Origin of the sequence: uncultured Winogradskyella sp. (genome assembly GCF_947498345.1) — a bacterium.
Lineage (GTDB): Bacteria > Bacteroidota > Bacteroidia > Flavobacteriales > Flavobacteriaceae > Winogradskyella.
The window spans coordinates 364294-387382 of record NZ_CANMJY010000001.1 but is presented as its reverse complement, the minus strand read 5'-3'; the positions used below and the strand labels follow the sequence as shown (position 1 = coordinate 387382).

Genomic DNA, 23089 nt, shown 5'->3' with positions numbered 1-23089 from the left:
AAAATTTCTTTTAAAAATGAAGCCACTATATCGTATTTTGATTTGTTTACTCCTAGTTTTTGCATGTAAATCTGAAAAATCAGAACCACCTACAATAGAAAACACAAAAGAGTTAACAATAGCTGAAAAAATTGCTAATGCGCATGGCTTTGAGAATTGGAAAAATGTTTCGGAAGTAAAATTCACTTTCAAAGTCGATAGAGATACTATAAAAGGAAAAGGAAGGTCCTGGGTTTGGAATCTAAAACAAGATAAAATAAAAATGGTACTTGGCGAGACTACAGTTGAATATGTTAGAAGTCAAATGGATAGCACACATATTAAAGCAGACCAAGGATTCATCAATGATAAATATTGGTTATTGGTTCCTTTTCAACTGGTTTGGGATACATCAGCTTCAATTTCAGAGCCTAAAAAAGTAGAATCACCTATTAACAAAGAGCAACTAGAGATGATTACGATTACTTATACTAACGAAGGTGGTTATACCCCTGGAGATGCTTATGATATTTATTATGACAAAAACTATATGATAAAAGAATGGGTGTTTAGACAAGGGAATTCTGAAGAACCGTCGTTGACTAACACCTTTGAGAACTACAAAGATTTTAATGGCATTAAGATTGCCATAGACCACAAGAAAGAAGGTGGAAATTGGAATTTAAATTTCGCTGATGTTAGTATAACATTAGAATAACCTCAAAATTAATTTTTGGCATTACTTTTGTAAACTATAATGTAAGTTTCACGTCAGTCATTTCGACTTAAAACGTATAGCTTGCATTTTCCGCCTTGTGCGCCTATATATATTCTGGCACTTTATCTTTCGAGTAAGGTGCTTTTTCTTTTTTATCCTCTAAAATCAGCTTTTACATGTGCCCCATCGCAATAGGGTTTATTTTGTGAGGCTCCACATCTGCAAAATGCAGTTGTTCGGTTTTTGGTTTCCTCATTACCATCTTTATGTGTCACTTTTAAGGTGCCATAAACCAAAAGTGGTCCATTTTCTAAAACCTCAACTTTAGTCTCTAAGGTTTGAGAAGATTGATCATCTTCATTGGTCATATAGTAACTTAAAGCACCTGAAGGGCATTTTTTAATGGTCTCTATTAATTCATCCGTAGAAGCTGCATCAATTTTTATCCAAGGTCGATCATTGGGTTGAAACACATTAGGCAATCCTTTGACACACATTGCAGAATGTATGCACTTTTCGGCTTCCCAAACTACTGTAACCTCACCATTAGTATATTCTTTAGTCTTTCCCATATTTATTTTCCACAGAAGCGGTAATTTTTAAAAATTAAACTTTATTTCTTTAAAGATAACTAAAATTATTATGGTTAAAAAACACCTTTAATCCTATACTTTAAATCCTTATTTTTGTTACAAACCGAAAATCAATCTTACATTGTCCGACTACAAACCTGGTCTAGAATACGCCAAACAACAAGACGCATTAGACGAATTATCACACTACAGACAACAATTTCACATTCCAAAAGATCAGCACGGAAATGAGCTTATATATTTATGTGGCAATTCCTTAGGGTTACAACCAAAATCCACAAAGGCTTATATAAATCAAGAATTAGAAGATTGGGCAAATCTGGGAGTAGAAGGTCATACTGACGCTAAAAACCCTTGGTTGCCTTATCATGAATTCTTAACGGATGCTACTGCAAAATTAGTTGGAGCCAAGCCTATTGAAGTAGTCACTATGAACTCGCTTACTGCGAACCTTCATTTTATGATGGCTTCATTTTACCAGCCCACTAAAGAGCGCTATAAAATAGTTATTGAAAGTGACGCATTTCCTTCAGATAAATATGCTGTCGAATCGCAATTACGTCATCATGGTTATGATGATAAGGAAGGTTTAATACTATGGAAACCCAGAGAAGGTGAAGAATTGTTACATTACGAAGATCTAGAAACTATTTTAGAAAACCATGGTCATGAAATTGCCTTGGTAATGATTGGTGGAGTCAACTATTACACTGGGCAATTTTTCAATTTAAAACGAATTACAGAATTAGGGCATAAACAGGGTTGTATCGTTGGTTTTGATTGTGCACATGGTGCTGGAAATGTCAATTTAGATTTGCATAATTCTGATGCAGATTTTGCCGTGTGGTGTACATATAAGTATTTAAACTCCGGACCAGGAAGCCTATCGGGTTGCTTTGTACACGAGCGTCATGCCTACGATAAAGATTTAAATCGGTTTACAGGTTGGTGGAGCCATAACAAAAAGACACGTTTTAACATGCGTCACGAGTTTGATGTATTACCTGGTGCCGAAGGCTGGCAGTTGAGTAATCCACCAATTTTATCTATGGCTGCTATAAAAGCATCTTTAGATATCTTTGATGAAGTAGGAATGGAAAAACTTTTAGAGAAATCTAAAAAGCTAACAGGCTATTTTGAATTCTTGTTAAAAGCATTAGGCGAAGATGTGATACGAATTATTACACCAGAGAATGTAGATGAGCGTGGTTGTCAATTATCCATACAAGTACTAAATGCAGATAAAAGCTTGCATGATAAATTAACCGCATCTGGAGTTATAAGCGATTGGAGAGAACCAGACGTTATTAGATGTGCTCCTGTACCTTTATACAATTCGTTTGAAGATGTATATCAAATGGTTGAAAAAATGAAAGCAATTTTTTAAATGAATAATAAACAACAAAACATATTAATAATAGGAGCAGGTCTTTGCGGAAGTCTCTTAGCTTTAAGATTAGGACAAAGAGGGTATAATGTTACGGTTTATGAAATGCGTCCAGACCTTAGAAGTACTGATATTTCAGCAGGGCGTTCTATTAACTTAGCATTTTCTGATCGTGGCAATAAAGCCATGAAGCTTGTTGGCATTGAGGATAAAGTAGAAGAATTATGTATACCTATGAATGGTAGAATGCTTCATGACAGAGAGGGCAATACGTTTTTATCTAATTATAGTGGCCGTGAGCATGAATATATCAACTCTATTTCAAGAGGTGGACTTAATGCTTTATTGCTCGATGAAGCCGAAAAACATAAAAATGTAAAAATCCACTTTAACAAAAAATGCAAGTCTGTAGATTTTGAAAAGACTACAGCTTTATTTAAAGATTATAATACCAAGAATGAATTTATTGAAGATGCAGATTGTATCATCGCTACAGATGGAGCAGGTTCTGCATTACGTAAAAGTTATTATTTAGAGAAGAAATTTTTATTTAGCTTCTCACAAGATTGGTTAACGCACGGTTACAAGGAGTTGAGTATTTTACCAACAGACACTGGTGGTTATAAAACTTACAAAAACGCACTTCATATATGGCCCAGAGGAGATTTTATGGTCATTGCACTACCCAACTTAGATGGTAGCTTTACCGTAACATTATTTTTAAGCTACGATGAAGGCGAATACAATTTTAATAACCTAACGACACCAGAAATTGTGACTGAATTTTTCGAGAAAGAATTTCCAGATGCTTTAGCATTAATGCCAAATCTCGTTGAAGACTTTTTTGAAAATCCAACAGCACCTCTGGGAACCGTAAAATGTTCACCATGGCATTACAAAGGCAATACACTATTAATGGGAGATTCTGCTCATGCTATTGTACCTTTTTATGGTCAAGGAATGAATGCTTCTTTTGAAGATGTTGTGGAATTTGATACCATTTTAGATAAATATGAAGGGAACTGGGAAACGGTTTTTTCAGAATATGGTAAAATCAGAAAAAAAGATACTGATGCTATAGCGGATTTGGCCATTGATAATTTTCACGAAATGAAAGATCATGTTGGGCAACCTATTTTTCAGGAGAAACGAAAAATTGAGATGGCTCTTGAAAAAGAATTCCCAGAAGATTATTCGTCAAAATATAGTTTAGTTACCTTTAATGAGCATATTGGTTATAGAGAAGCAATGTTAAGAGGAAGAGCTCAGGATAAAGCTATTTTAAATATGTTGTCTGATGGTATTATTTCAACAGATGATGATATCAATGATATTTTAGATAAAGTAAAAATAGAAACTGAAGCAATTTTAGAAGATGATAAAATTGCTGGATTACACTAAGCATTATGAGTGAAAAAATAGTAACACCAAGAGGAGCTTATCCACACGTAAAACAAGTTGGCGATTTTATTTTTGTTTCTGGCACTAGTTCTCGCAGATCAGATAATAGTATTGCTGGTGTAGATATTATTGATGAAATGGGTACAAAAAGACTAAACGCCTATACACAAACTCAAGAAGTTTTAAAAAATATAAATAAGAATTTAGCTAAAGTTGGAGCCTCTTTAAAAGATGTCGTCGATGTTACCTCTTTTTTGGTAAGTATGAATGATTTTGCTGATTACAATAAAGCCTATGCAGAATTTTTTGATAAAGAAACTGGACCAACCAGAACCACGGTTGCAGTACATCAATTACCGCATCCGGATTTGGTAATTGAGATAAAGGTTATGGCTTATAAAAAACAAGATTAAAGATTAAAAGAATCAAGAAAAAACATAAAAATCTATTTTTTTGATTTATTTATCTGTGAGTAAAATGGATATCAAAAACTACATAAACGGAAAATTTACACCTACTATTACTAATGAGTGGATAGATAATTATAATCCATCAAGCGGAGAGGTTTATGGGCAAATACCAAATTCTACTAAAGAAGATGTAGAAAATGCCTATGGTGCAGCAAAATTGGCTTTTCCAATATGGAGTAAAACGACGTTAGAAGAGCGCAGTAGAATCTTAATAAAGATTTCAGAACTATTAGAAACCAACTTACAACGTTTTGCAGAAGCAGAAAGCAAAGATAATGGTAAGCCAGTTAGTTTAGCTAAAGCTGTAGATATTCCAAGAGCAGCAAGTAATTTTAGATTTTTTGGTAATGCTATTACTCAATTTGCTAGTGAAAGCCACGAAAGTGTCGGTCAAAATGCCATAAACTATACACTACGACAACCAATAGGAGTTGTAGGCTGTATTAGTCCCTGGAATCTTCCACTCTATCTCTTTACATGGAAAATTGCACCAGCTCTAGCTGCGGGTAATTGTGTGGTTGCCAAACCCAGTGAAGTCACACCAATGACAGCTTATTTACTAGGCGAGATCTGTAATGAGGCTGGTTTACCTAAAGGGGTATTAAATATCGTTCATGGCTTAGGAACAACTACTGGGCAAGCCATTATAGAACATCCAGATATTAAAGCTATTTCTTTTACTGGTGGAACAGCAACTGGAGCACATATTGCTAAAGTTGCTGCACCAATGTTCAAGAAATTATCATTGGAATTAGGTGGAAAAAATCCAAACATCATTTTTGCTGACTGTGATTATGAAGATATGCTAAATACTACTGTGCGGTCATCTTTTGCTAATCAAGGGCAAATATGCTTATGTGGAAGTCGCATTTTTGTCGAGGCTTCCATTTATGAAAGATTTAAAACAGATTTTATTTCAAAAGTAAAAGCTCTTAAAGTTGGCCATCCTTCAGAAAAAGATACGAATATCGGAGCTTTAGTATCAAAACCACATTTAGAGAAAGTAAAAGATTATATTTCTATTGCTAAAGAAGAAAATGGTACAATATTATGTGGTGGAAATGAAGTTACGGTGAAAGCTTATGAAAATGGCTATTATCTAGAACCAACAGTTATCGAAGTACCTAACGATCAATGCCGTGTTAACCAAGAAGAAATTTTTGGCCCTGTTGTTACTATTATGCCATTTAATACCGAAGAGGAAGTTCTACTTATGACCAACAAAGTTAAATACGGCTTATCCGCAACACTCTGGACTAACAATTTAAAGCGTACCATGCGAATGTGTAATCAAATACAAGCTGGCATTGTTTGGGTTAATACCTGGATGATGCGCGATTTACGCACTCCCTTTGGAGGAATAAAAGCATCTGGTGTTGGCAGAGAAGGTGGCTTTGAAGCCTTACGCTTTTTTACAGAACCCAAAAATGTATGTATAAAATACTAAATCTAAATACCATGAAAATTAAAATCTCAACGTTATTATTACTTTTTTTCAGTTTAGCTCTATTCGCTCAAGATAATTTTAAAAGACACAATGGTGATAGTTTTTCTTTAGATTATCCTAATGATTGGACTCATAGTAAGCAGACACCAAATCCGGCAGTAAAAGATATATTCTTAAGTCCTGAAAATACTAATAAAGATGATCAGTTCAGAGAAAATGTTAATTTAACAATTGAAGATATATCAAATTTTGATTTAACGTTAGAGGCTTATACAAAAAAAGCATTAGATCAGGTTAAAATTCAAATTCCATCTGCTAAAGTTTTAAGTCAAACTACAACTACAATTAATAAAATGGAGGTTGGTTTAATTATATGGAGTGCTGATTTTGGAAATAATATGATATTAAAATTCAAACAGCTCTTTATCATTTCTGGCCAAAAAGCATATGTGCTTACTTTTTCATCTTCAGCAAATGAATATGATCAATATATTGAAATAGGAGATCGAATTCTTAACAGTTTTAAATTAGCGAAATAAAATGAACCTTGAACTCAATAACAAATACGCTTTAGTTTGCGGAAGCACAGCAGGGATAGGAAAAGCAACAGCTTTAGCATTAGCAGAAGAAGGAGTAGTCGTCACTTTAATTGCCAGAAATGAAGCCAAATTAAAGGCTACACTTTCTCAATTGCCTCAACACCGTAATCACGATTACATCGTTGCAGATTTCTCTAGTCCCGAAGCGTTGAGGCAAAAAATTGAAGCCTATATCACAAATAATCATGGCTTTCATATTTTGGTTAATAATACAGGTGGGCCAGCTGGTGGGCCTATATTTAATGCTACGATTGAAGAATTTGAAAGTGCATTTACGCAACATTTAAAGTGTAATCATATTTTAGTTCAAGCTTTAGTACCATTTATGAAAACCGGAACGTACGGTCGTATTATCAATGTTATTTCAACTTCCGTAAAACAACCTTTAGATGGTCTTGGTGTAAGCAACACTATACGTGGTGCTGTAGCAAACTGGAGTAAAACCTTAGCAAACGAATTAGGGCAGTTTGGGATTACTGTAAACAATGTACTTCCTGGTGCTACTGGGACAGAACGTCTAAGTCAAATCATTAAAAACAAATCTGCTAAGACCGGAACGTCGGAAGAAGAAGCTACAAACGCAATGAAAAATGCTGTACCTGCAAAACGCTTCGCTAAACCAGAAGAAACAGCAGATGCTATTACATTTTTAGCTAGTGCCAGAGCAGCCTATATTAATGGCATAAATCTTCCTGTTGATGGTGGACGCACAAAAAGTTTGTAGAATGAAGCTAAAACAAATAGTCCTTCTTTTAAATATTCCTACTTTTCTTTTGTTTTTTATTACTACTACAAATGCTCAAACTTATACAATAAAAATTGTTCCAAATGATGAGTATAGTGAGCTATTTAAAATTGATAATAGTGGTAATATGGTAGTCAGTAGTACCATAAAAGAAAAGGAAAGAGGAAGGCATTTTAAAAACAGAATGATATATATCAGTGATAATGCTTCTTATTATACACTTATACCATCTCTAGGCTATGGCGCCGATTCATTATTATATTCCTATCCAAATGTTCCTGTTTTTACATATCTCAAAGACTTTGAAGTGATTGTAGAAAAGTTAGAGGATTCAACAACAAAAGTTCATTCTAAAAAAGAATTTAACGACCGTTTTGGCTATGAAACTACTAATGAATTTAAAAACTATCACGGAACACGGGTTCAAAAATATGCCTCTAAAGGCAATTTTTATGAAATGTATTTTTGGGTAGCTGAAGGAGACGCATCAGAATCCAATAATGATTTTATAACTATACTAAAAACCTTAGGATTGGTAAGTCTAGAACCTAATACAAAAATAGTCGCTATTAATTACCTAGGCTCAGAATTTCCTATAAACTTCATTCAACTATCACATAAAAGCAGGCAAAATTTAAACCGAGAGTTATTTGAAGATATTAAAGTTTCTCTAAAGACTGAAGAACCTCAAGAGACTTACACATCTATTGCTAACTCTGCAGACATAAAACATCTTTTAAACAAAGCTATTACGTTTAATTATAAAAGAACTAATTCTGGTATTGATTTTAATTTTAAATCCAATAGTTGGGAATCTGACACCTATTTAAACAATAATAACACTAATCGCATACAGTTTTTTGAGGGTAAGTTTTATGCTTTCATTGATGACTTTCTTTTACAAGGTCGTGTTGATGATAATGGAGATTTAATATACGAATCCTCTAAAAGACGTATTAAAAAGTTAAAAAATCATACAATGGACTTATCTGACCATAAGCTATTATACCTAAATAAAAATAATGATAGCTTAGATTTCTGTGTACAAGACCTTAATAAGTTTTGGAGCTTTACACGCTACACACTGGTTACCAAGACTAAAGATTTTAAACATTTAAGTGTTGATTTGATTTTACCTAATGGAAAAACTTATAAAGGTTTAATTAAAAATGCCTTTACATTCAATGCAAGTTACAAAGATAGTCGCTACGAGTATTCAACATTTTCTGGCGATATAGAACAATTAGACACAACACACACTTATGTTATTAAGGAATAATCTATTTACTATTTTCTTAACACTTGGACTTACAACGAATTGCTTTTGTCAAGATTTAATTCCATACAGGATGAATGAAAAATGGGGTTTTGCTGACAGTAATGGAAAATTGGTTTATAATGCAGTTTATGATTCCGTAGGAGTATTTAAATGGAATAAAACACTTGAAAAATATGGAAGCATGGTTTACAAAGGGGATACCAGCGCGTACATTGATAAGCAAAATAAATCCATTTTCGATTCTAAGTATAAAAATATCATCTTATATTATGACTGGATCATTGCTCAAGAAGTTGACAGAAAATTGAAGTTATTTGATACCTCAACACAAAAGTTTAATGACTTTACTTTTGATACTTACGAAACAGAATCCAACTTCCTTGTTGTAGAAAATGATGGTAAAATTGGTGCCATTGATAGTAAATCAAATATTATAATTCCTTTAATATATGATCAAATTATTTATAAAGTTTTTTATGATTCTAGAATAAATTCTGAGGATTATAAAACTTACAAACTCAACACATTTAATTTTGAAAATAAAAATGGAGAACTCTATTTAGATGACAAACCATTGTCTGAGAAGAACGATTTAGTTTTAGTAACCGTAATCAATGATAATGAAACCAAACGTATTTTAAAACCTGTCTATCAAAAGGAAGAAAGTTTAGACTCTGATGATGATATTGATATTGAAGTACCTTTTAGTGTTAGAAGGTCAAATAATAGTTTGGATAAATTATCTCAAAAAATTGATGCAGAAATTGTTGAATGTGATTCAGCCCAAAAAAGATGTATTTTCAAAAGAAATAAAAAGTATGGTATCTATAATGTAAGCACTAAAAAAGAATCTAAACTATTCGATAAAGTTGAATTTATATATTACAGTTCTATTCTTTTTAGAGTTACAGAAGATGAAAAAATTGGTGTTATTGATGAAAATCTTAAACTGGTATTACCTATAAAATACAACCAAATACTAAATGATTACAATTCTAATTATATACTAACAGCTACAAGAGATAACTTAGAAGGAGATAGGTTTGATTACAAATATGATTACTATAATTTAAAGACCAATAAATATATAATAACCGATTGTGAATTTCTTTCTGGTGATTATACTAGAAAAAGTTCAGAAAATGGAGTATATTATTTTCCTGTAAGTAAAGACAAATATATCTTTTATGTAGATGAAAATGGTATTGAATACAGAAAGAAATGAATTTAAAAACCTTTGATTATGAGTAAATTATTTCCGCCCATAAATTTTAAAGCATGGATAGAAGAAAATCGGCATTTATTAAAGCCACCTGTAGGTAATAAAGTGGTATGGAAAGATGGAGATTTTATTGTAATGGTCGTTGGTGGTCCAAATAGTAGAAAAGATTACCACTATAATGAAACACCTGAGTTTTTCTATCAGGTTGAAGGTGATATTGTATTAAAAGTGATTGATAAAGGCACACCAAAAGATATACATATTAAACAAGGAGAAATTTTCCTTTTGCCACCTAAGGTTCCGCACTCACCTCAACGTGGAGCTAATACCGTAGGCTTAGTAATTGAATACCCAAGAGAAAAAGGTGTACAAGATGCATTATTATGGTTCTGTGAAAATTGCACAACCAAATTGTATGAGGAAGACTTCACACTAGATAATATTGAAACAGATATGCCAGCCATATTTGATAAGTATTATGGAGACAAGGATAAACGCAGTTGTCCTAATTGTGGTGAAGTGATGCAACCGCCAAAAAAGGTTCAGATAGATGAGTAAACGCAAACTTAGAATAAACGGACATTCACACCTTCTTCCCTATCCTGAGGAAATCCCCGATTTTATGAAAGATAAAGGTATTTTCTGGGTAGATAAAGACAGGAAATACATGCTTCAAAAAGATTGGAATAGACCAATAACGGATTCTAGTTTTTTCTTAAATGAAAAATTAGCATGGATGGAACATTTTAAAATTGACCATGCAGTTGTTTTAAATCTGTCTCAACTTTATGGTAATGGTCTGCGTTTAGAAGAAATGAAGCAAGCTTTACGGTTTCAAAATGACTTTAATGCACGTATTCAGCATGATAATCCGAGTAAGTTTACTTGCGGTTTTGTAGTACACCCAGGGTTTGTAAGAGGTGCTTGTTGGGAAATTGAACGCTGTGTAGAAGAGTTAGGCCTGCAACTGTTATGTTTACCAACCCATTATATGGATACTATTGGTACATGGCGTTGTATTTTTGATGAAGAGAACGAACCTATTTTTGAGCTGGCAGACAAATATAATCTTGCCGTAGAAATACATCCATATGATGGTGAAAAATTTATAAAACTAGAAAATACATCTTGGCGTTTTCATTTGATTTGGATGTTGGCACAATGTGCTGATGCCTATCATTTTTTAACTCTTAATGGGTATTACGAAAAGTATAAAAATATGCGTGTTTGTTTTGCTCATGGTGGGCAATTGGCACAGATTAATTTAGGAAGACGTATACAAGGTTTTGATGGCAGGCCAGATTTGTTTGAAGACAAAAAGCACCCCAGAAAAGCTGTAGGTCATAAAAATATCTTCTTTGATACTTTAGTACATGATACAGGTGGTCTTGAGCTACTTATAAAAAATCAAACCTCTAAGCAAGTCTTAATGGGATTAGATGACCCTTACCCTTTAGGTGAAATGGAAAGCGAAAAACAATCTTCTTATCCTGGAAAGATTTTGGATTTGGCCATAGAACAAGATATTATTTCAAATACCGAACGCGATGCCATATGGGAAGATAATGTCATTCAATGGTTATGCGGAGATGACGAAGTTGCTAAGCAAAAATTATTATCAAGAATCATAGGCTAATACTTTATTCTAAAAATTTTATATCTATATTTAGGTTCTAATCAACAACTATTATTATGAGAAAAATTGGAGTGTATGCGGTACTTATAGGTTTAGCATTAATAATTTTACCTTACATTGGTTTAACCATAAGATTTTTAGGATGGATAGACGAACTAGGTGAAACCACAGCTTGGGCTATTAAAATAGGTCTAGTTGTACTTGGTGCTGTATTATTCTTTATGGGTAAACCAGAAGAAGAAGAACTTCCTAAAGAAGAAACCGCTGAGTAAATTTCTCCATAAATAATTTTAGTATGTATTTTTTGCCAGAAGCTTTAGACAATTATATTGTTGCACATTCTGAGCAAGAGCCTGAGTTATTACAACAGCTTACACGAGAAACCTATCAAAAGGTATTGCAGCCTATTATGCTCAGTGGCCCCTACCAAGGGAGGGTACTGAGCATGATTTCTAAACTTATTAAACCAAAATTTATTTTAGAGTTAGGTACCTTTACTGGGTATTCTACGATTTGTTTAGCAGAAGGTTTAGCAGAAAACGGTCGAGTGCATACCGTAGATGTTAATGAAGAGCTCGTTGATTTTCAACGCAAATATTTTGATAAATCTGGTTTTGGGCAACAAATTATTCAGCATACAGGAAATGCGTTAAATATAATTCCGAAGCTAGATATCAATTTTGATTTGGTTTTTATTGATGCAGACAAACCTAACTATAGTAATTATTTTCATCTCATTATAGATAAATTAAATTCTGGCGGCATTATCCTTTCGGACAATGTATTGTGGCATGGAAAAGTCATAGAACCTCTGGACGAAAAGGACAAATCTACCAAAGCAGTTTTAGACTATAACACTTTACTTAAAAGTGATGATCGTATTGAAACTGTTTTGTTACCTATAAGGGATGGTTTAACCATTAGCAGAAAAAAATAATACAAACTAAACATGAAACTTAAAACACTAGCCAGATTAATAATTGTAATCTTTTTTGTGTTGAGTTGTAGCAAAAACTCAGAACAAATTGAATTAAAGCTTAGTTATGATATTGGTGATAAGCAGACTATAACTTCTACTACAGAAACAAGTAAAGGTACCCTGATGAGTATAAAAAATGTTATGGAAACTGATTTTGAAGTGACCTCTATAGAAAACAATGAGATAACTTTTAAGACTCGCGTTAATAGGATAATTACAGAAATGAAAATGGACAATGAGATCGAAAAATATGATTCTAACAAGGACATATCTTCTATGACAGGTGAAGAAAAAAGTATGCACTCAGAGTATCAAGATATTCTAGATGCTAAACTTAATATTATAATTGATGATAAAGGAAAAGTGACCAAGTCTTTTCATCATGATGACGGTAACTTATTCAATGAACCTGTAGTCGATATTAGACATTATTTTTTATCATTTCCTGATAATAAAGTAGGTGTTGGAAGCATCTGGCAAAATGAAAATACAAACCCAATAACTAACCAAAAAACGAAATCAACTTATAAAATAGAAGATATAACTAACAAAGAGATTATCATTTCAATTGATTTAAAAATTGCTGGTATGCCTGGATTACTTGGTGATAATTCTGCTACTGGTCATTACGTATTAAATAGAGCGAGCTGTAAACTGATAAAAGGCGCACTAGAAATGGATTTGCAAACTGGAGGAAGTGTAACCAATTCTTATATATCAATGTAGTAAAGCTTTCTTAAACAATAATTATTTGTTTCTTTTTATAGAACCAGAAAAGTCTTCAACTTCATCTTTTATTTTATTGACTTGCTGCTGAATGTCTTTAGCTGCATCAGTATCAATAATATTACTTTCCTTGGCACTTTTAGTAACTTCGTGCTTTATATCATTAGTAGCGTCTTTAAGCGTACGCATGCCCTTACCAAGACCACGAGCCACTTCGGGTAGTTTATCTGCACCAAAAACCAATACCACTATAAATAGTATAAACACAATTTCGGTACCGCCAATGAATAATAATGTAGGATGTTGCATCACAGTGCAAATATAGTTAGTTTATAAAAGATATTTACTAAGATTATCTGAATTAACTTAAAACAAAATACTGCTTTTCAATGACATTAGTTTAACCATAACTTTTATGTTCTCCCAAAGGCTTTTATTAAATGAATCTCATTAAAAAAGCCGACTCGTAAAAGTCGGCTTTTTATTATCAGTTTTACAGCAATTAGTCTTTGACCTTCTTATTCTTAAACTTATCAAAATCGCTTTCTTCAATTTCTCTTGGCCAAGAGTTGTTAGATGTGTCTACATCAGCAGTTTCTAAATCGGGATCTACTATAATCGATACTATTTCCTTTTCGCTAGCCACTGCTCTACTCACTTCTTTATCATTGAATCTCCAGATTTGAGCAGGATACGTCACTTTTTCTTTAGAACCATCTGAGTATTCATACTCTACAATTACTGGCATTACCAAACCTCCTGGTTTATCAAAAGTAACCTGATAGAAATATTTAGGCGATTTCTTCATGTTTTTTTGTTGCTCTGGAGTAAAATTGTCCATAATATACTCTTTAACCGTAGGCAAATCTTCAACAGAAGCAGCATCTTTCATAGCTTCATCATAGCCTTCTTCTCCTTCACCTATAAAATAAACTAAAGCATTAGGATCCATGTTATAACGCTCAGCTAATTTCTTTCCGTTTTCATTTGGTTTATTAGTAACAGCATATTTCTTAACTTCTTTAATACCAATGTCTGTATAATCTGTGGTATAGAACCAGCCTCTCCAAAACCAATCTAAATCAACTGCAGAAGCATCTTCCATAGTACGGAAAAAATCTTCTGGTGTTGGGTGCTTAAACATCCAGCGATTTGCATATTCTCTAAATGAATAATCAAAAAGTTCGCGACCCATAATGGTTTCTCTCAAGATATTCAACCCAGTTGCTGGTTTACTATAGGCATTACTACCAAACTGATAAGTATTTAAACCTTTGGTCATAATTGGCGCAATATAATCTTGATTGCCTCCCATATATCTGACAATATTTTTGGCTGGACCTCTGCGTGATGGATATTTGTCGTGTCCTGGAGACAATGCTGCAGGATACCACTCGCCAAAATCTTGCTCGGCAACATATTGCACAAATGTATTTAAGCCTTCATCCATCCATGTCCATTGACGCTCATCACTATTTACAATCATAGGAAAAAAGTTATGACCTACTTCGTGAATAATAACACTAATCATCCCATATTTTGTTCTATCTGAGTAATTACCATCTTTATCTGGTCGACCAAAATTATAACAAATCATAGGGTACTCCATTCCCATAGGAGCATGTACAGAAATTGCTTTATGGTAAGGGTAATCAAAAGTCATACGAGAATAAGACTTCAATGTACTTGCAACTGTTCTTGTAGACCATTGCTCCCATAAAGGATTCCCCTCCTTAGAATACATAGATACTGCCATAACATCTCTATCTCCAATCTTAACAGCCATCATATCCCAAATAAACTTTCGAGAAGTTGCAAAACCAAAATCACGTACCATCTGTGCAGAAAGTCTCCAGGTTTTTTTCTTGTCACTTTTAGTTTTTTCAGTTACCTCAGCTTCTTCTTGAGTTACAATCATTACAGGCTTATCGAAAGATTTTTTAGCCTTGTTATAACGTTTCATCATTTCTTTGGTAAAAACCTCATCTCTATTAGTTAAATAACCTGTACCATCTAAAATATGATCAGCAGGGACTGTAATATTAACATCAAAATCTCCAAATGGTAATGCAAACTCATCACGTCCCCAAAATTGAGAATTTTGCCAGCCTTCTACATCATTATATACTGCCATACGAGGATAAAATTGCGCCATTACATAGATTCTGTTATCATTTTCCTCAAAGTATTCATAACCAGAGCGCCCTCCATCCTTAACATGGTCATTAATATTGTACCACCATTTTATATTGAATGAAAATTTATCGCCTGTCTTCATTGCCTTCGGCAATTCTATACGCATCATAGTGCGATTAATCATATGAGGTAAATCTTTGCCGTTTACATCTTTAACATGCTCAATATTAAAGCCACCATCAAAGCGTTCTTTTAAGTAAGTTCTTGCTGCTCTCGAAGCTGATGCCGCAGGACGAATACCTGAGCTATTGATCAAAGGAGTCTTAGAATCTTTAGCACGCATGTTTTGGTCTAATTGAACCCAAAGGTATTTTAATTCATCTGGTGAGTTATTGGTATAAGTAATGGTTTCATTACCGAATAATTTGGCATTTACATCATCAATTTCAATATCCATTTTGTAATCAGCCTGCTGTTGGTAATATGCCGGACCTGGAGCACCAGAGCCTGTTCTAAACATATTAGGTGTTGCAAACTCATCATATAATTGTTTGAATTTGTTTTGATTGGTGTGACCAGGTTTACGTTCGGGCTTTATCTCGTTTTGAGCATAAGTACTTGCAGAAACAAAAAGTAAAGCACCAAAAACATACTTAAAAATCTTCATTGTTGTTAGTGTTTTTAAAAATGATGCCTAAAATAAGTATTTAACGTGGCTTTAAGAGATTTTTAATCAAAGTTTAACACGCATTTATCATTATCTGGAATGAGTAAAAAGCTTCTATTTCTATCGAGCATTTTAAGTCTTACAATATTTTGCTGTTCTGGGAATAAATCAAACAGCGCCCTATTAGCAACCTCTATGGATTTGATTTTAGAAATATTTTCGATCTCCAGATAACAATATGTAATATCATCTTTGTATTCCTTGCCTATAAAATTGAATCTTACTAAGCTTTCATTGACTTTTATTTTTAGCTTATCAGATAGATAGCGTGCCATGTAAGTATTAATAATCTTGGTATCGTTGTCTGGTGCTAATGTTATATTTTCATCGTAACGCTTGCGCAATAATTCTTCGAAATCGTCTATAAAAATTTGACTCATGATTTGAAGCGATTGCTGTTCTTTAATATATTCAATTTTTGTTACACTAACGTAATATTCGTGTTTTGTATTACTTGAAACCAGTACAGGTAGTATTAAAAGTGTTATTATGATTTGTAATGATTTCATCTTTATATTATATCTTTAATTAGCTAAACCCAAGAAGTGTTCCAAAGTTAATTTTTATCTTTAATTTTTCTATTCTCTCTGTAGGCTTTTAATTTTTGTTTCAAATATTCAAGCAACTTTATGTCATTTTTTTCTTTACAAAGCTCTAGAAAACTATCATCTTCTTGACAAAACAAAAAATACTCGTTTCTTAAATTGAGTGCTAATGTATCCTTTTCAAAAATAGTAAACTCATAATCTATTCTTAATCTATTGATACATTTATCTCGATCATCTAATTCTACAATTTCTTGGAGTTTTTTTGTTCTTCCACTAATTTTATTGAGTAGCTTATGGAAATTCACACCTACTCCACCTCCAAAAGGCCCGCCAGATATTGAGAGAATGTCTGGTCCTCCATCTGCGTCAAATAATTTTCTTTCATTCTGTGTAAGTGGCAAATTTGTATTTCCTGGAATACCCAGATCATAGAAATTAATTTCTGTTTTTGCATCTGAATTTTCTAAGTCAGACTCTAAACTTCCTGTTAAGATTTTACCAACAATGACTTCATCTAGTTCGTTAATTTTTTCAATAAGTAGTACTGAAAAATTACCCAAAATCTCCATGGGTTGTGTCACAATAACTTCTTTAGATTGATATTTTAAGCCAGAAATAAATAAAGTGTCAGAAGCTTTAGCTATGATCAAAAAACTCCCGTCTTCATTAGAGATTGCATATTTTAATGCTGTCTTATTTAATATATGAATACCCTCAACATCTCCATCAGCAATAAGTTGTCCTTTGAGTTCTTTACGCTGTGCTTGAGATAAAAAAACAGATAGTATCGCAATAAGACCACATATTAAATTAGTCTTTTTCACTTATATTTTTTAGGAAGGATTTACTTAATTCTGTGATACGTTCTAAAAACTGCATTTCTTTATCTTCTTGGAACAATTCTTCTTTTATACCTTGTATTTCAACATAGTCAATAAAGGCTTCTATCTGGTCTAAAGGAATATTGAAATTAACATGAATATAATTAATACTATACTTATCTAATGCTTCTTTAAATGGTGTTCTCTCAATCGCTTTCTCTTCAGAAGTCTTAGTTCCATTTTTATCAACATCTACAACTTGACTCACAATAAAACCTGCAAGATTAACTATATTAAGCATATTCTCCACTCTAGGGTTGTATTCATTAAAAGCTAAATTATCTGCCTTGGTTTTAAAATCTGGTGAAAAATCAAAATCTTCAATATGGTCTAAGCCAAAGTACACATCATCCAGACTTACATTATATGTTCTTACATTTTCTAAATCTGCACCTAAATTACCTGTTAATCCAAATGGTAAAATAACTACTTCGTCTAATTTATTGACTTCTTCTACAAGAATAACGGTTAAATTTTTAGACTTTATGATATCGTCAGTAATTGTAACTGTAAAATCCTGAAACTGCAATGCTCCAAATTCTACAATATCATTAACAGCTACCTTAATATTAAATTCCCCTTTTTCGTCTGTAACGGTTCCTTTATTTGAAGATGTGTTGTAAACCGTAACTCCCTCTTTATCTTCTGAAGCAACAATTATTCTACCGCTAATAGACGTTCTTTCGATATCCTGTCCATAAATGTTAATAACAAAAAAACTAAGTAAAATAAATGTGATTTTTTTCATGTTGGTGGTATTGACTTATAAAGTTCGCTTATATTCTTTAAATTTCACAAAAAATTGCTGATAAATCTTTGTTAAATCATTACTGTACATATCACTTGTAATAATTATTTTTACAAAAAATATTATATTTTGAAATCAATACTAATTGCAAGTACTTCGACAGTTCATGGAAGTGGTTACTTAGAATACCTTTTAGAAGAATTAAAAGTTCATTTTAAATCTGCAGACGAAATTTTATTTATTCCTTATGCCAGACCTGTCGGTATTTCTCATGATTCGTATACTAAAATTGCAGCCAAAGCCTTTAAATCCATAGGGAAAACAGTGAAAGGCTTACATGAATATAAATACCCCAAAAAAGCTATTGAAAGTGCTCAAGGTATTTTTACAGGTGGCGGCAATACTTTTGTTTTGGTCAATCAATTATACAAAAATGACATTTTGGTTTCTATAAAAGAGTCTATAGCCAAAGGTATACCATATTTAGGCACAAGTGCTGGTAGTAACATTTGTGGATTAACCATAAACACTACTAATGACATGCCTATTGTTTATCCTCCAAGTTTTAAAACGCTAGGCTTAGTGCCTTTTAATATCAACCCTCATTATTTAGATCCAAATCCCAATAGCACACATATGGGTGAAACAAGAGAAACTCGTATTAAGGAGTTTCATGCCTTTAATACACAACCCGTTGTTGGATTACGTGAAGGAAGCTGGATTGAAGTCAATAGAAATAGCCTAACACTAAAAGGTAAGTTAGATGCTAGAATATTTGAATATAACAAAGCCCCTTATGAATTACAAACAAACTCAGACCTAGGATTTTTGAAATGAATTTAAATATTTCTATAGAAATGATAGCCTAAAATTTCATAACCTTCGTTATAGTAAAATTTATGTGAAGGATAATTTTGCACGTAGGTATTTAACTCCATAGAATTACAACCTTTTCCTTTAGCATAAGTATAAATCCAATCCATAAATTGCTTACCAAGCCCTTTGCCCCTATATTCAGGTTTTATATAGACATGATCTAATTCTACAGATTTGCCAGCATAATGTCTGGTACAAAACCATAAACCCGTAACACCTATAACCTTATCCTTATCAAAAATAACAGCACACTCATAATTTTGATCTTTCATTTCATCAAAACGCAATTTTAAAATAGCCTTATCCACTCTACCTTCATTAAGTTCGTATACCAAAGGAATTATAATATCTAAATCTTCATTGGGTATAATTTTAAAAAGACAATTCATATTATAGTAATTTAAGAACAATAAAATTAAAGGAATTAAATCATTTTCTCTGAAGTGAGCTTGATGAAATTTTTCATTTTTAAAAGTAAAACCAATGACTTTTCAATAAAAATTGTGTCAAACTTTTGTAAATTGAACCAACTAAGACAATTATTATGAGAAGAGGTAATTTTAAAGTCCGAATTTTTATTTTTATAGCTATTGCTGCATTTGCTTATTTAAGAAAGTGTAGTCAAGAAGAAATAAACCCTTATACGGGTAAAAAACAAGCTATTTCATTGTCTCCGCAAGAGGAAATAGCTATTGGTTTGCAGAGCGCACCTGGTATGGCTCAACAACACGGAGGCTTACATCCTAATAACGAGTATCAGGCATTGGTAGATAATATTGGTAATAAATTAGTAAATAGAAGCGTCGCTAAAGAGACACCATACAAGTACGAATTTCATTTATTAGCAGACCCAAATACTATTAACGCTTTTGCTTTACCTGGTGGACAGATTTTTATTACCTATGCCTTGTTTTCAAGATTAGAAAACCAAGATCAGCTGGCAGGAGTTTTAGGTCATGAGATAGGTCATGTTTTAGGAAAACATTCTAACGAACGTATTACTAATGCCAACTTTTGGAAAGTTTTAGCTATGGGAAGCTCGGCTATAGACATGGGAGGTATAGCACAACAATATGGGCAAGGTCAACTCTTAAAAAATGGTAGAGGTGATGAATTAGAAAGTGATGAACTTGGAGTACAGTTTATGATCGAAGCGGGTTACAATCCCGAAGAAATGATAGGGGTGATGCAAATCTTAAAAGCTGCTGCTGGTCCTAATCGTGTACCTGAGTTTCAAAGTACACATCCAGATCCAGAAAATAGGATAGAAAAAATTAGAGAGGCGATTAAAAATTACAAATACAAAAAAGCGTCTTAATTTCTTAAGACGCTTTATACAAATTAACTAACTCAAATTAATTGTCTTTAATTAGACGGTTTTCTTTTAAATCTTTTCAAAAACTGTGCCGCTTCTGTTGCATTAGATTTTTCTGCATGTCTTAGTGCTGTATAACCTAAATCGCAAGATGCGTGTACATCTGCTCCAGCTGTCACTAAAATTTTAATAAGTTCTACACGGTTAAACTTGGCTGCATAATGTATTGGTTTCATACCGTTAGATTTAGCATTAACATCTGCACCAGCTTTAATAAGTTTATTTACCTCTTCTACATTACCTGTTGCAACTGCTTTACATAAAGGACTAATTTCTAATGTTTTAACAGTTACATCATTAGCTTGTGGAGCTAAAATATCGTTTGTTGCATTTAAATTACTAATTGAAAAGCCCAATGCTAAGGCTAAAATTACTGCTGATTTTCTCATGATGAAAGAATTTAAATTTTAATTGATTGTTTTTTGATTATATTAAAGAGACGAAATAATCTTTAAAGTGTTACACTAAAAAAAGTTATATAACATACATTTAACGTTTAAACAACAAATCTGTTAATACTTTCACAAAAACACATATTACGTTAACATTCAGAATATCAAGGCTTAAAAAAGGAATAATACCCTAAATTTTATGTATTCAAATTGTTACACGATTCTCTTATCTTTGATAACCAAAATAATTTAACATGAACAAAAAGGTTATTTTAATGATCTTAGATGGTTGGGGGAAATCACCTGATCCAAAAGTTTCTGCCATAGATAATGCTCAAACTCCATTTATAGATTCACTTTACACCAAATATCCAAGTGCAAGTTTACGCACAGATGGCTTAAATGTAGGTTTACCTGAAGGCCAAATGGGGAATAGTGAAGTGGGGCATATGAACTTAGGAGCTGGAAGAATTGTGTATCAAGATTTAGTAAAGATAAATCTTGCTGTAAAAAACAAAACACTTCAAGAAGAGCAAATATTAAAGGATGCTTTTCAATATGCAAAAAGTCATAACAAAAACATTCATTTACTGGGTTTGGTAAGTGATGGTGGTGTACACTCGCACATAAATCATCTTTTTGGGTTACTAGATGCTGCTAGTGATTTTGGATTAGAAAATATATATGTTCATGCTTTTACAGACGGAAGAGATGTAGACCCAAAATCTGGATATGGCTTTATTTCTGAATTAGAAGACCATTTAAATAAAACTACAGGTAAACTCGCAACTGTTACTGGTCGCTACTACGCAATGGATAGAGATAAGCGTTGGGAACGTGTAAAACTAGCCTATGATGCCATTGTTAAAGGCGAAGGTGAACAAACTCAAAATGTTTTAAAATCTATACAGCAAAGCTATAAAGATGATATCACTGATGAGTTTATAAAACCTTTAGTTATAGTTAATGATAATAATAAACCAACAGCATTAGTAAATGAAGATGATATTATCATCTTTTTTAACTTTAGGACAGATAGGGGAAGGCAACTGACTCAGGCTTTGTCACAGAAAGATTTTCATGAGTACAATATGCACAAACTCAATCTATACTATATCACTATGACTAATTACGATGATAGCTTTGAGGGTATCAATGTGGTGTTTAACAAAGATAATTTATCTGAAACACTCGGAGAAGTCTTAGAAAAACACCATAAAAAACAAATTAGAATTGCCGAAACTGAAAAATATCCGCACGTAACATTTTTCTTCTCTGGAGGTCAAGAAGAACCTTTTAAAGGAGAGACAAGAATATTAAGAAACTCACCAAAAGTTGCGACTTACGATTTAAAACCAGAAATGAGTGCCTATGAGTTATGTGATGCCCTAATTCCCGAATTACAAAAAGGAGAGGTAGATTTTGTCTGTCTTAATTTTGCCAATGGTGACATGGTTGGTCACACAGGTGTTATGGAAGCTGCTATTAAAGCCTGCGAAGCTGTTGATCAATGTGTGAAAAATGTAGTTACCACAGCATTAGATAACGATTACACAACTATACTAATAGCCGATCATGGTAATTGTGAAACCATGATTAACCCAGATGGTTCTCCACATACAGCGCATACAACTAATCCAGTGCCTATTATTTTAATCGATAAAGATTTGAAAGACATAAAGGACGGAATCCTCGGAGATATTGCACCAACAGTTTTAAAATTAATTGGTATTGCTCAGCCAGAAAGCATGACGCAACATAGCCTTGTTTAAATTTGTTAAAGTTGTACATTTGTCCAATAATTGAATTGATAGCATGAATTTTCAAGATAGATTAATAATAGCTGTAGATTTTGATGGTACCATTGTTGAAGATGCATATCCAAAAATTGGAAAGACTCGCATTTTTGCTTTCGAAACCTTAAAACGTTTACAACAAGATGGCCATAGACTTATACTCTGGACTTATAGAAGTGGTACAAAGTTGCAAGAAGCCGTGGATTTCTGTAAAGAAAACGGTATTGAGTTTTATGCTGTAAACGCTAGTTTCCCTGAAGAAAAATTTGATTATACCAGAAGTCGAAAAATCCATGCAGACCTATTCATTGATGACCGAAACATAGGCGGTATTCTTGGTTGGGGTGAAGTCTACCAAATTATTACTAACGAAAAACCAAATATAAAAAACACCAGAAAAAAATGGTGGCAATTTTAATCATCTTTTTT

General features: G+C 32.8%; 26 protein-coding genes. 18 read left to right on the top strand and 8 right to left on the bottom strand.

Annotated features, from left to right (window positions below; all coding sequences use genetic code 11):
* The first annotated feature begins 16 nt into the window (after window positions 1-16).
* The gene (locus Q0912_RS01715) at window positions 17-697 is read left to right on the top strand and encodes a hypothetical protein (protein ID WP_299111345.1); all 681 of its coding nucleotides are present in this window, start codon (window positions 17-19) and stop codon (window positions 695-697) included.
* A gap of 152 nt (window positions 698-849) precedes the next feature.
* On the opposite strand, the gene Q0912_RS01710 is transcribed toward Q0912_RS01715, so the two are convergent.
* Complete coding sequence (locus Q0912_RS01710) at window positions 850-1269, bottom strand: (4Fe-4S)-binding protein (protein ID WP_299111343.1); 420 nt, start codon at window positions 1267-1269, stop codon at window positions 850-852.
* Between the two features lie 142 nt (window positions 1270-1411).
* On the opposite strand from Q0912_RS01710, the gene kynU reads away from it, so the two are divergent.
* From kynU to Q0912_RS01645, 13 genes are all read left to right on the top strand, one after another.
* A complete protein-coding gene (gene kynU, locus Q0912_RS01705; protein WP_299111341.1) occupies window positions 1412-2677 on the top strand; it encodes a kynureninase in 1266 nt (421 codons plus the stop codon).
* Entirely contained in the window at window positions 2678-4078 is a 1401-nt protein-coding gene (locus tag Q0912_RS01700; protein WP_299111339.1) for an NAD(P)/FAD-dependent oxidoreductase, read from the top strand.
* Between the two features lie 5 nt (window positions 4079-4083).
* Window positions 4084-4491 (top strand): RidA family protein, encoded by a 408-nt coding sequence (locus tag Q0912_RS01695; RefSeq protein WP_299111337.1) that lies wholly within the window; start codon window positions 4084-4086, stop codon window positions 4489-4491.
* A 64-nt stretch (window positions 4492-4555) separates the two neighbouring features.
* Window positions 4556-5995, top strand: coding sequence for an aldehyde dehydrogenase (locus tag Q0912_RS01690; protein ID WP_299111891.1), 1440 nt, complete (start codon window positions 4556-4558; stop codon window positions 5993-5995).
* Window positions 5996-6006: 11 nt separating this feature from the next.
* Window positions 6007-6534 carry a PsbP-related protein gene (locus Q0912_RS01685; RefSeq protein WP_299111335.1) on the top strand — a complete coding sequence of 176 codons (528 nt, stop codon included), beginning with the start codon at window positions 6007-6009 and terminating at the stop codon, window positions 6532-6534.
* Between the two features lies 1 nt (window position 6535).
* Window positions 6536-7318 carry an SDR family oxidoreductase gene (locus tag Q0912_RS01680; RefSeq protein ID WP_299111332.1) on the top strand — a complete coding sequence of 261 codons (783 nt, stop codon included), beginning with the start codon at window positions 6536-6538 and terminating at the stop codon, window positions 7316-7318.
* Between the two features lies 1 nt (window position 7319).
* Window positions 7320-8618 (top strand): hypothetical protein, encoded by a 1299-nt coding sequence (locus tag Q0912_RS01675; protein WP_299111330.1) that lies wholly within the window; start codon window positions 7320-7322, stop codon window positions 8616-8618.
* A gap of 70 nt (window positions 8619-8688) precedes the next feature.
* Entirely contained in the window at window positions 8689-9843 is a 1155-nt protein-coding gene (locus Q0912_RS01670) for a WG repeat-containing protein (protein WP_299111328.1), read from the top strand.
* 18 nt (window positions 9844-9861) lie between these two features.
* A complete protein-coding gene (locus tag Q0912_RS01665) occupies window positions 9862-10398 on the top strand; it encodes a 3-hydroxyanthranilate 3,4-dioxygenase (protein WP_299111326.1) in 537 nt (178 codons plus the stop codon).
* Window positions 10391-11476 carry an amidohydrolase family protein gene (locus tag Q0912_RS01660; protein ID WP_299111324.1) on the top strand — a complete coding sequence of 362 codons (1086 nt, stop codon included), beginning with the start codon at window positions 10391-10393 and terminating at the stop codon, window positions 11474-11476. Before Q0912_RS01665 ends, Q0912_RS01660 begins: the two co-directional genes overlap by 8 nt.
* Window positions 11477-11532: 56 nt before the next feature.
* Complete coding sequence (locus Q0912_RS01655; protein WP_299111322.1) at window positions 11533-11748, top strand: hypothetical protein; 216 nt, start codon at window positions 11533-11535, stop codon at window positions 11746-11748.
* Between the two features lie 23 nt (window positions 11749-11771).
* Window positions 11772-12413: an O-methyltransferase gene (locus Q0912_RS01650; protein WP_299111319.1), complete on the top strand. Its 642-nt coding sequence runs from the start codon at window positions 11772-11774 to the stop codon at window positions 12411-12413.
* A 12-nt stretch (window positions 12414-12425) separates the two neighbouring features.
* Window positions 12426-13181 carry a hypothetical protein gene (locus Q0912_RS01645; protein WP_299111317.1) on the top strand — a complete coding sequence of 252 codons (756 nt, stop codon included), beginning with the start codon at window positions 12426-12428 and terminating at the stop codon, window positions 13179-13181.
* A gap of 21 nt (window positions 13182-13202) precedes the next feature.
* On the opposite strand, the gene Q0912_RS01640 is transcribed toward Q0912_RS01645, so the two are convergent.
* From Q0912_RS01640 to Q0912_RS01620, 5 genes are all read right to left on the bottom strand, one after another.
* On the bottom strand, window positions 13203-13490 hold the full coding sequence (locus Q0912_RS01640) for a twin-arginine translocase TatA/TatE family subunit (protein WP_299111314.1): 288 nt from the start codon (window positions 13488-13490) through the stop codon (window positions 13203-13205).
* A 193-nt stretch (window positions 13491-13683) separates the two neighbouring features.
* Window positions 13684-15984, bottom strand: a complete 2301-nt coding sequence (locus Q0912_RS01635; RefSeq protein WP_299111312.1) for a M1 family aminopeptidase — start codon at window positions 15982-15984, stop codon at window positions 13684-13686.
* Window positions 15985-16046: 62 nt separating this feature from the next.
* On the bottom strand, window positions 16047-16553 hold the full coding sequence (locus Q0912_RS01630) for a DUF6702 family protein (RefSeq protein WP_299111310.1): 507 nt from the start codon (window positions 16551-16553) through the stop codon (window positions 16047-16049).
* A gap of 47 nt (window positions 16554-16600) precedes the next feature.
* Complete coding sequence (locus Q0912_RS01625) at window positions 16601-17416, bottom strand: hypothetical protein (RefSeq protein ID WP_299111308.1); 816 nt, start codon at window positions 17414-17416, stop codon at window positions 16601-16603.
* Window positions 17403-18221 carry a carboxypeptidase-like regulatory domain-containing protein gene (locus Q0912_RS01620; RefSeq protein ID WP_299111306.1) on the bottom strand — a complete coding sequence of 273 codons (819 nt, stop codon included), beginning with the start codon at window positions 18219-18221 and terminating at the stop codon, window positions 17403-17405. Before Q0912_RS01620 ends, Q0912_RS01625 begins: the two co-directional genes overlap by 14 nt.
* A gap of 129 nt (window positions 18222-18350) precedes the next feature.
* Here Q0912_RS01620 and pepE point away from each other — a divergent pair, with 129 nt between their 5' ends.
* Window positions 18351-19058 (top strand): dipeptidase PepE, encoded by a 708-nt coding sequence (gene pepE, locus Q0912_RS01615; protein ID WP_299111304.1) that lies wholly within the window; start codon window positions 18351-18353, stop codon window positions 19056-19058.
* Between the two features lie 2 nt (window positions 19059-19060).
* Here the strand turns inward: pepE and Q0912_RS01610 are convergent, their stop codons facing one another.
* Window positions 19061-19486 carry a GNAT family N-acetyltransferase gene (locus Q0912_RS01610; protein WP_299111301.1) on the bottom strand — a complete coding sequence of 142 codons (426 nt, stop codon included), beginning with the start codon at window positions 19484-19486 and terminating at the stop codon, window positions 19061-19063.
* A gap of 155 nt (window positions 19487-19641) precedes the next feature.
* Between Q0912_RS01610 and Q0912_RS01605 the strand changes: the two genes are divergently transcribed.
* On the top strand, window positions 19642-20415 hold the full coding sequence (locus tag Q0912_RS01605; protein WP_299111298.1) for a M48 family metalloprotease: 774 nt from the start codon (window positions 19642-19644) through the stop codon (window positions 20413-20415).
* Window positions 20416-20462: 47 nt separating this feature from the next.
* Here Q0912_RS01605 and Q0912_RS01600 read toward each other — a convergent pair whose 3' ends face one another.
* On the bottom strand, window positions 20463-20861 hold the full coding sequence (locus tag Q0912_RS01600) for an ankyrin repeat domain-containing protein (RefSeq protein WP_299111295.1): 399 nt from the start codon (window positions 20859-20861) through the stop codon (window positions 20463-20465).
* Between the two features lie 257 nt (window positions 20862-21118).
* On the opposite strand from Q0912_RS01600, the gene gpmI reads away from it, so the two are divergent.
* Together gpmI and Q0912_RS01590 are read left to right on the top strand one after the other, a co-directional pair.
* Window positions 21119-22636 (top strand): 2,3-bisphosphoglycerate-independent phosphoglycerate mutase, encoded by a 1518-nt coding sequence (gpmI, locus tag Q0912_RS01595; RefSeq protein WP_299111292.1) that lies wholly within the window; start codon window positions 21119-21121, stop codon window positions 22634-22636.
* A 43-nt stretch (window positions 22637-22679) separates the two neighbouring features.
* Entirely contained in the window at window positions 22680-23078 is a 399-nt protein-coding gene (locus Q0912_RS01590; protein WP_299111289.1) for a BT0820 family HAD-type phosphatase, read from the top strand.
* The last annotated feature ends 11 nt before the right edge of the window (window positions 23079-23089 follow it).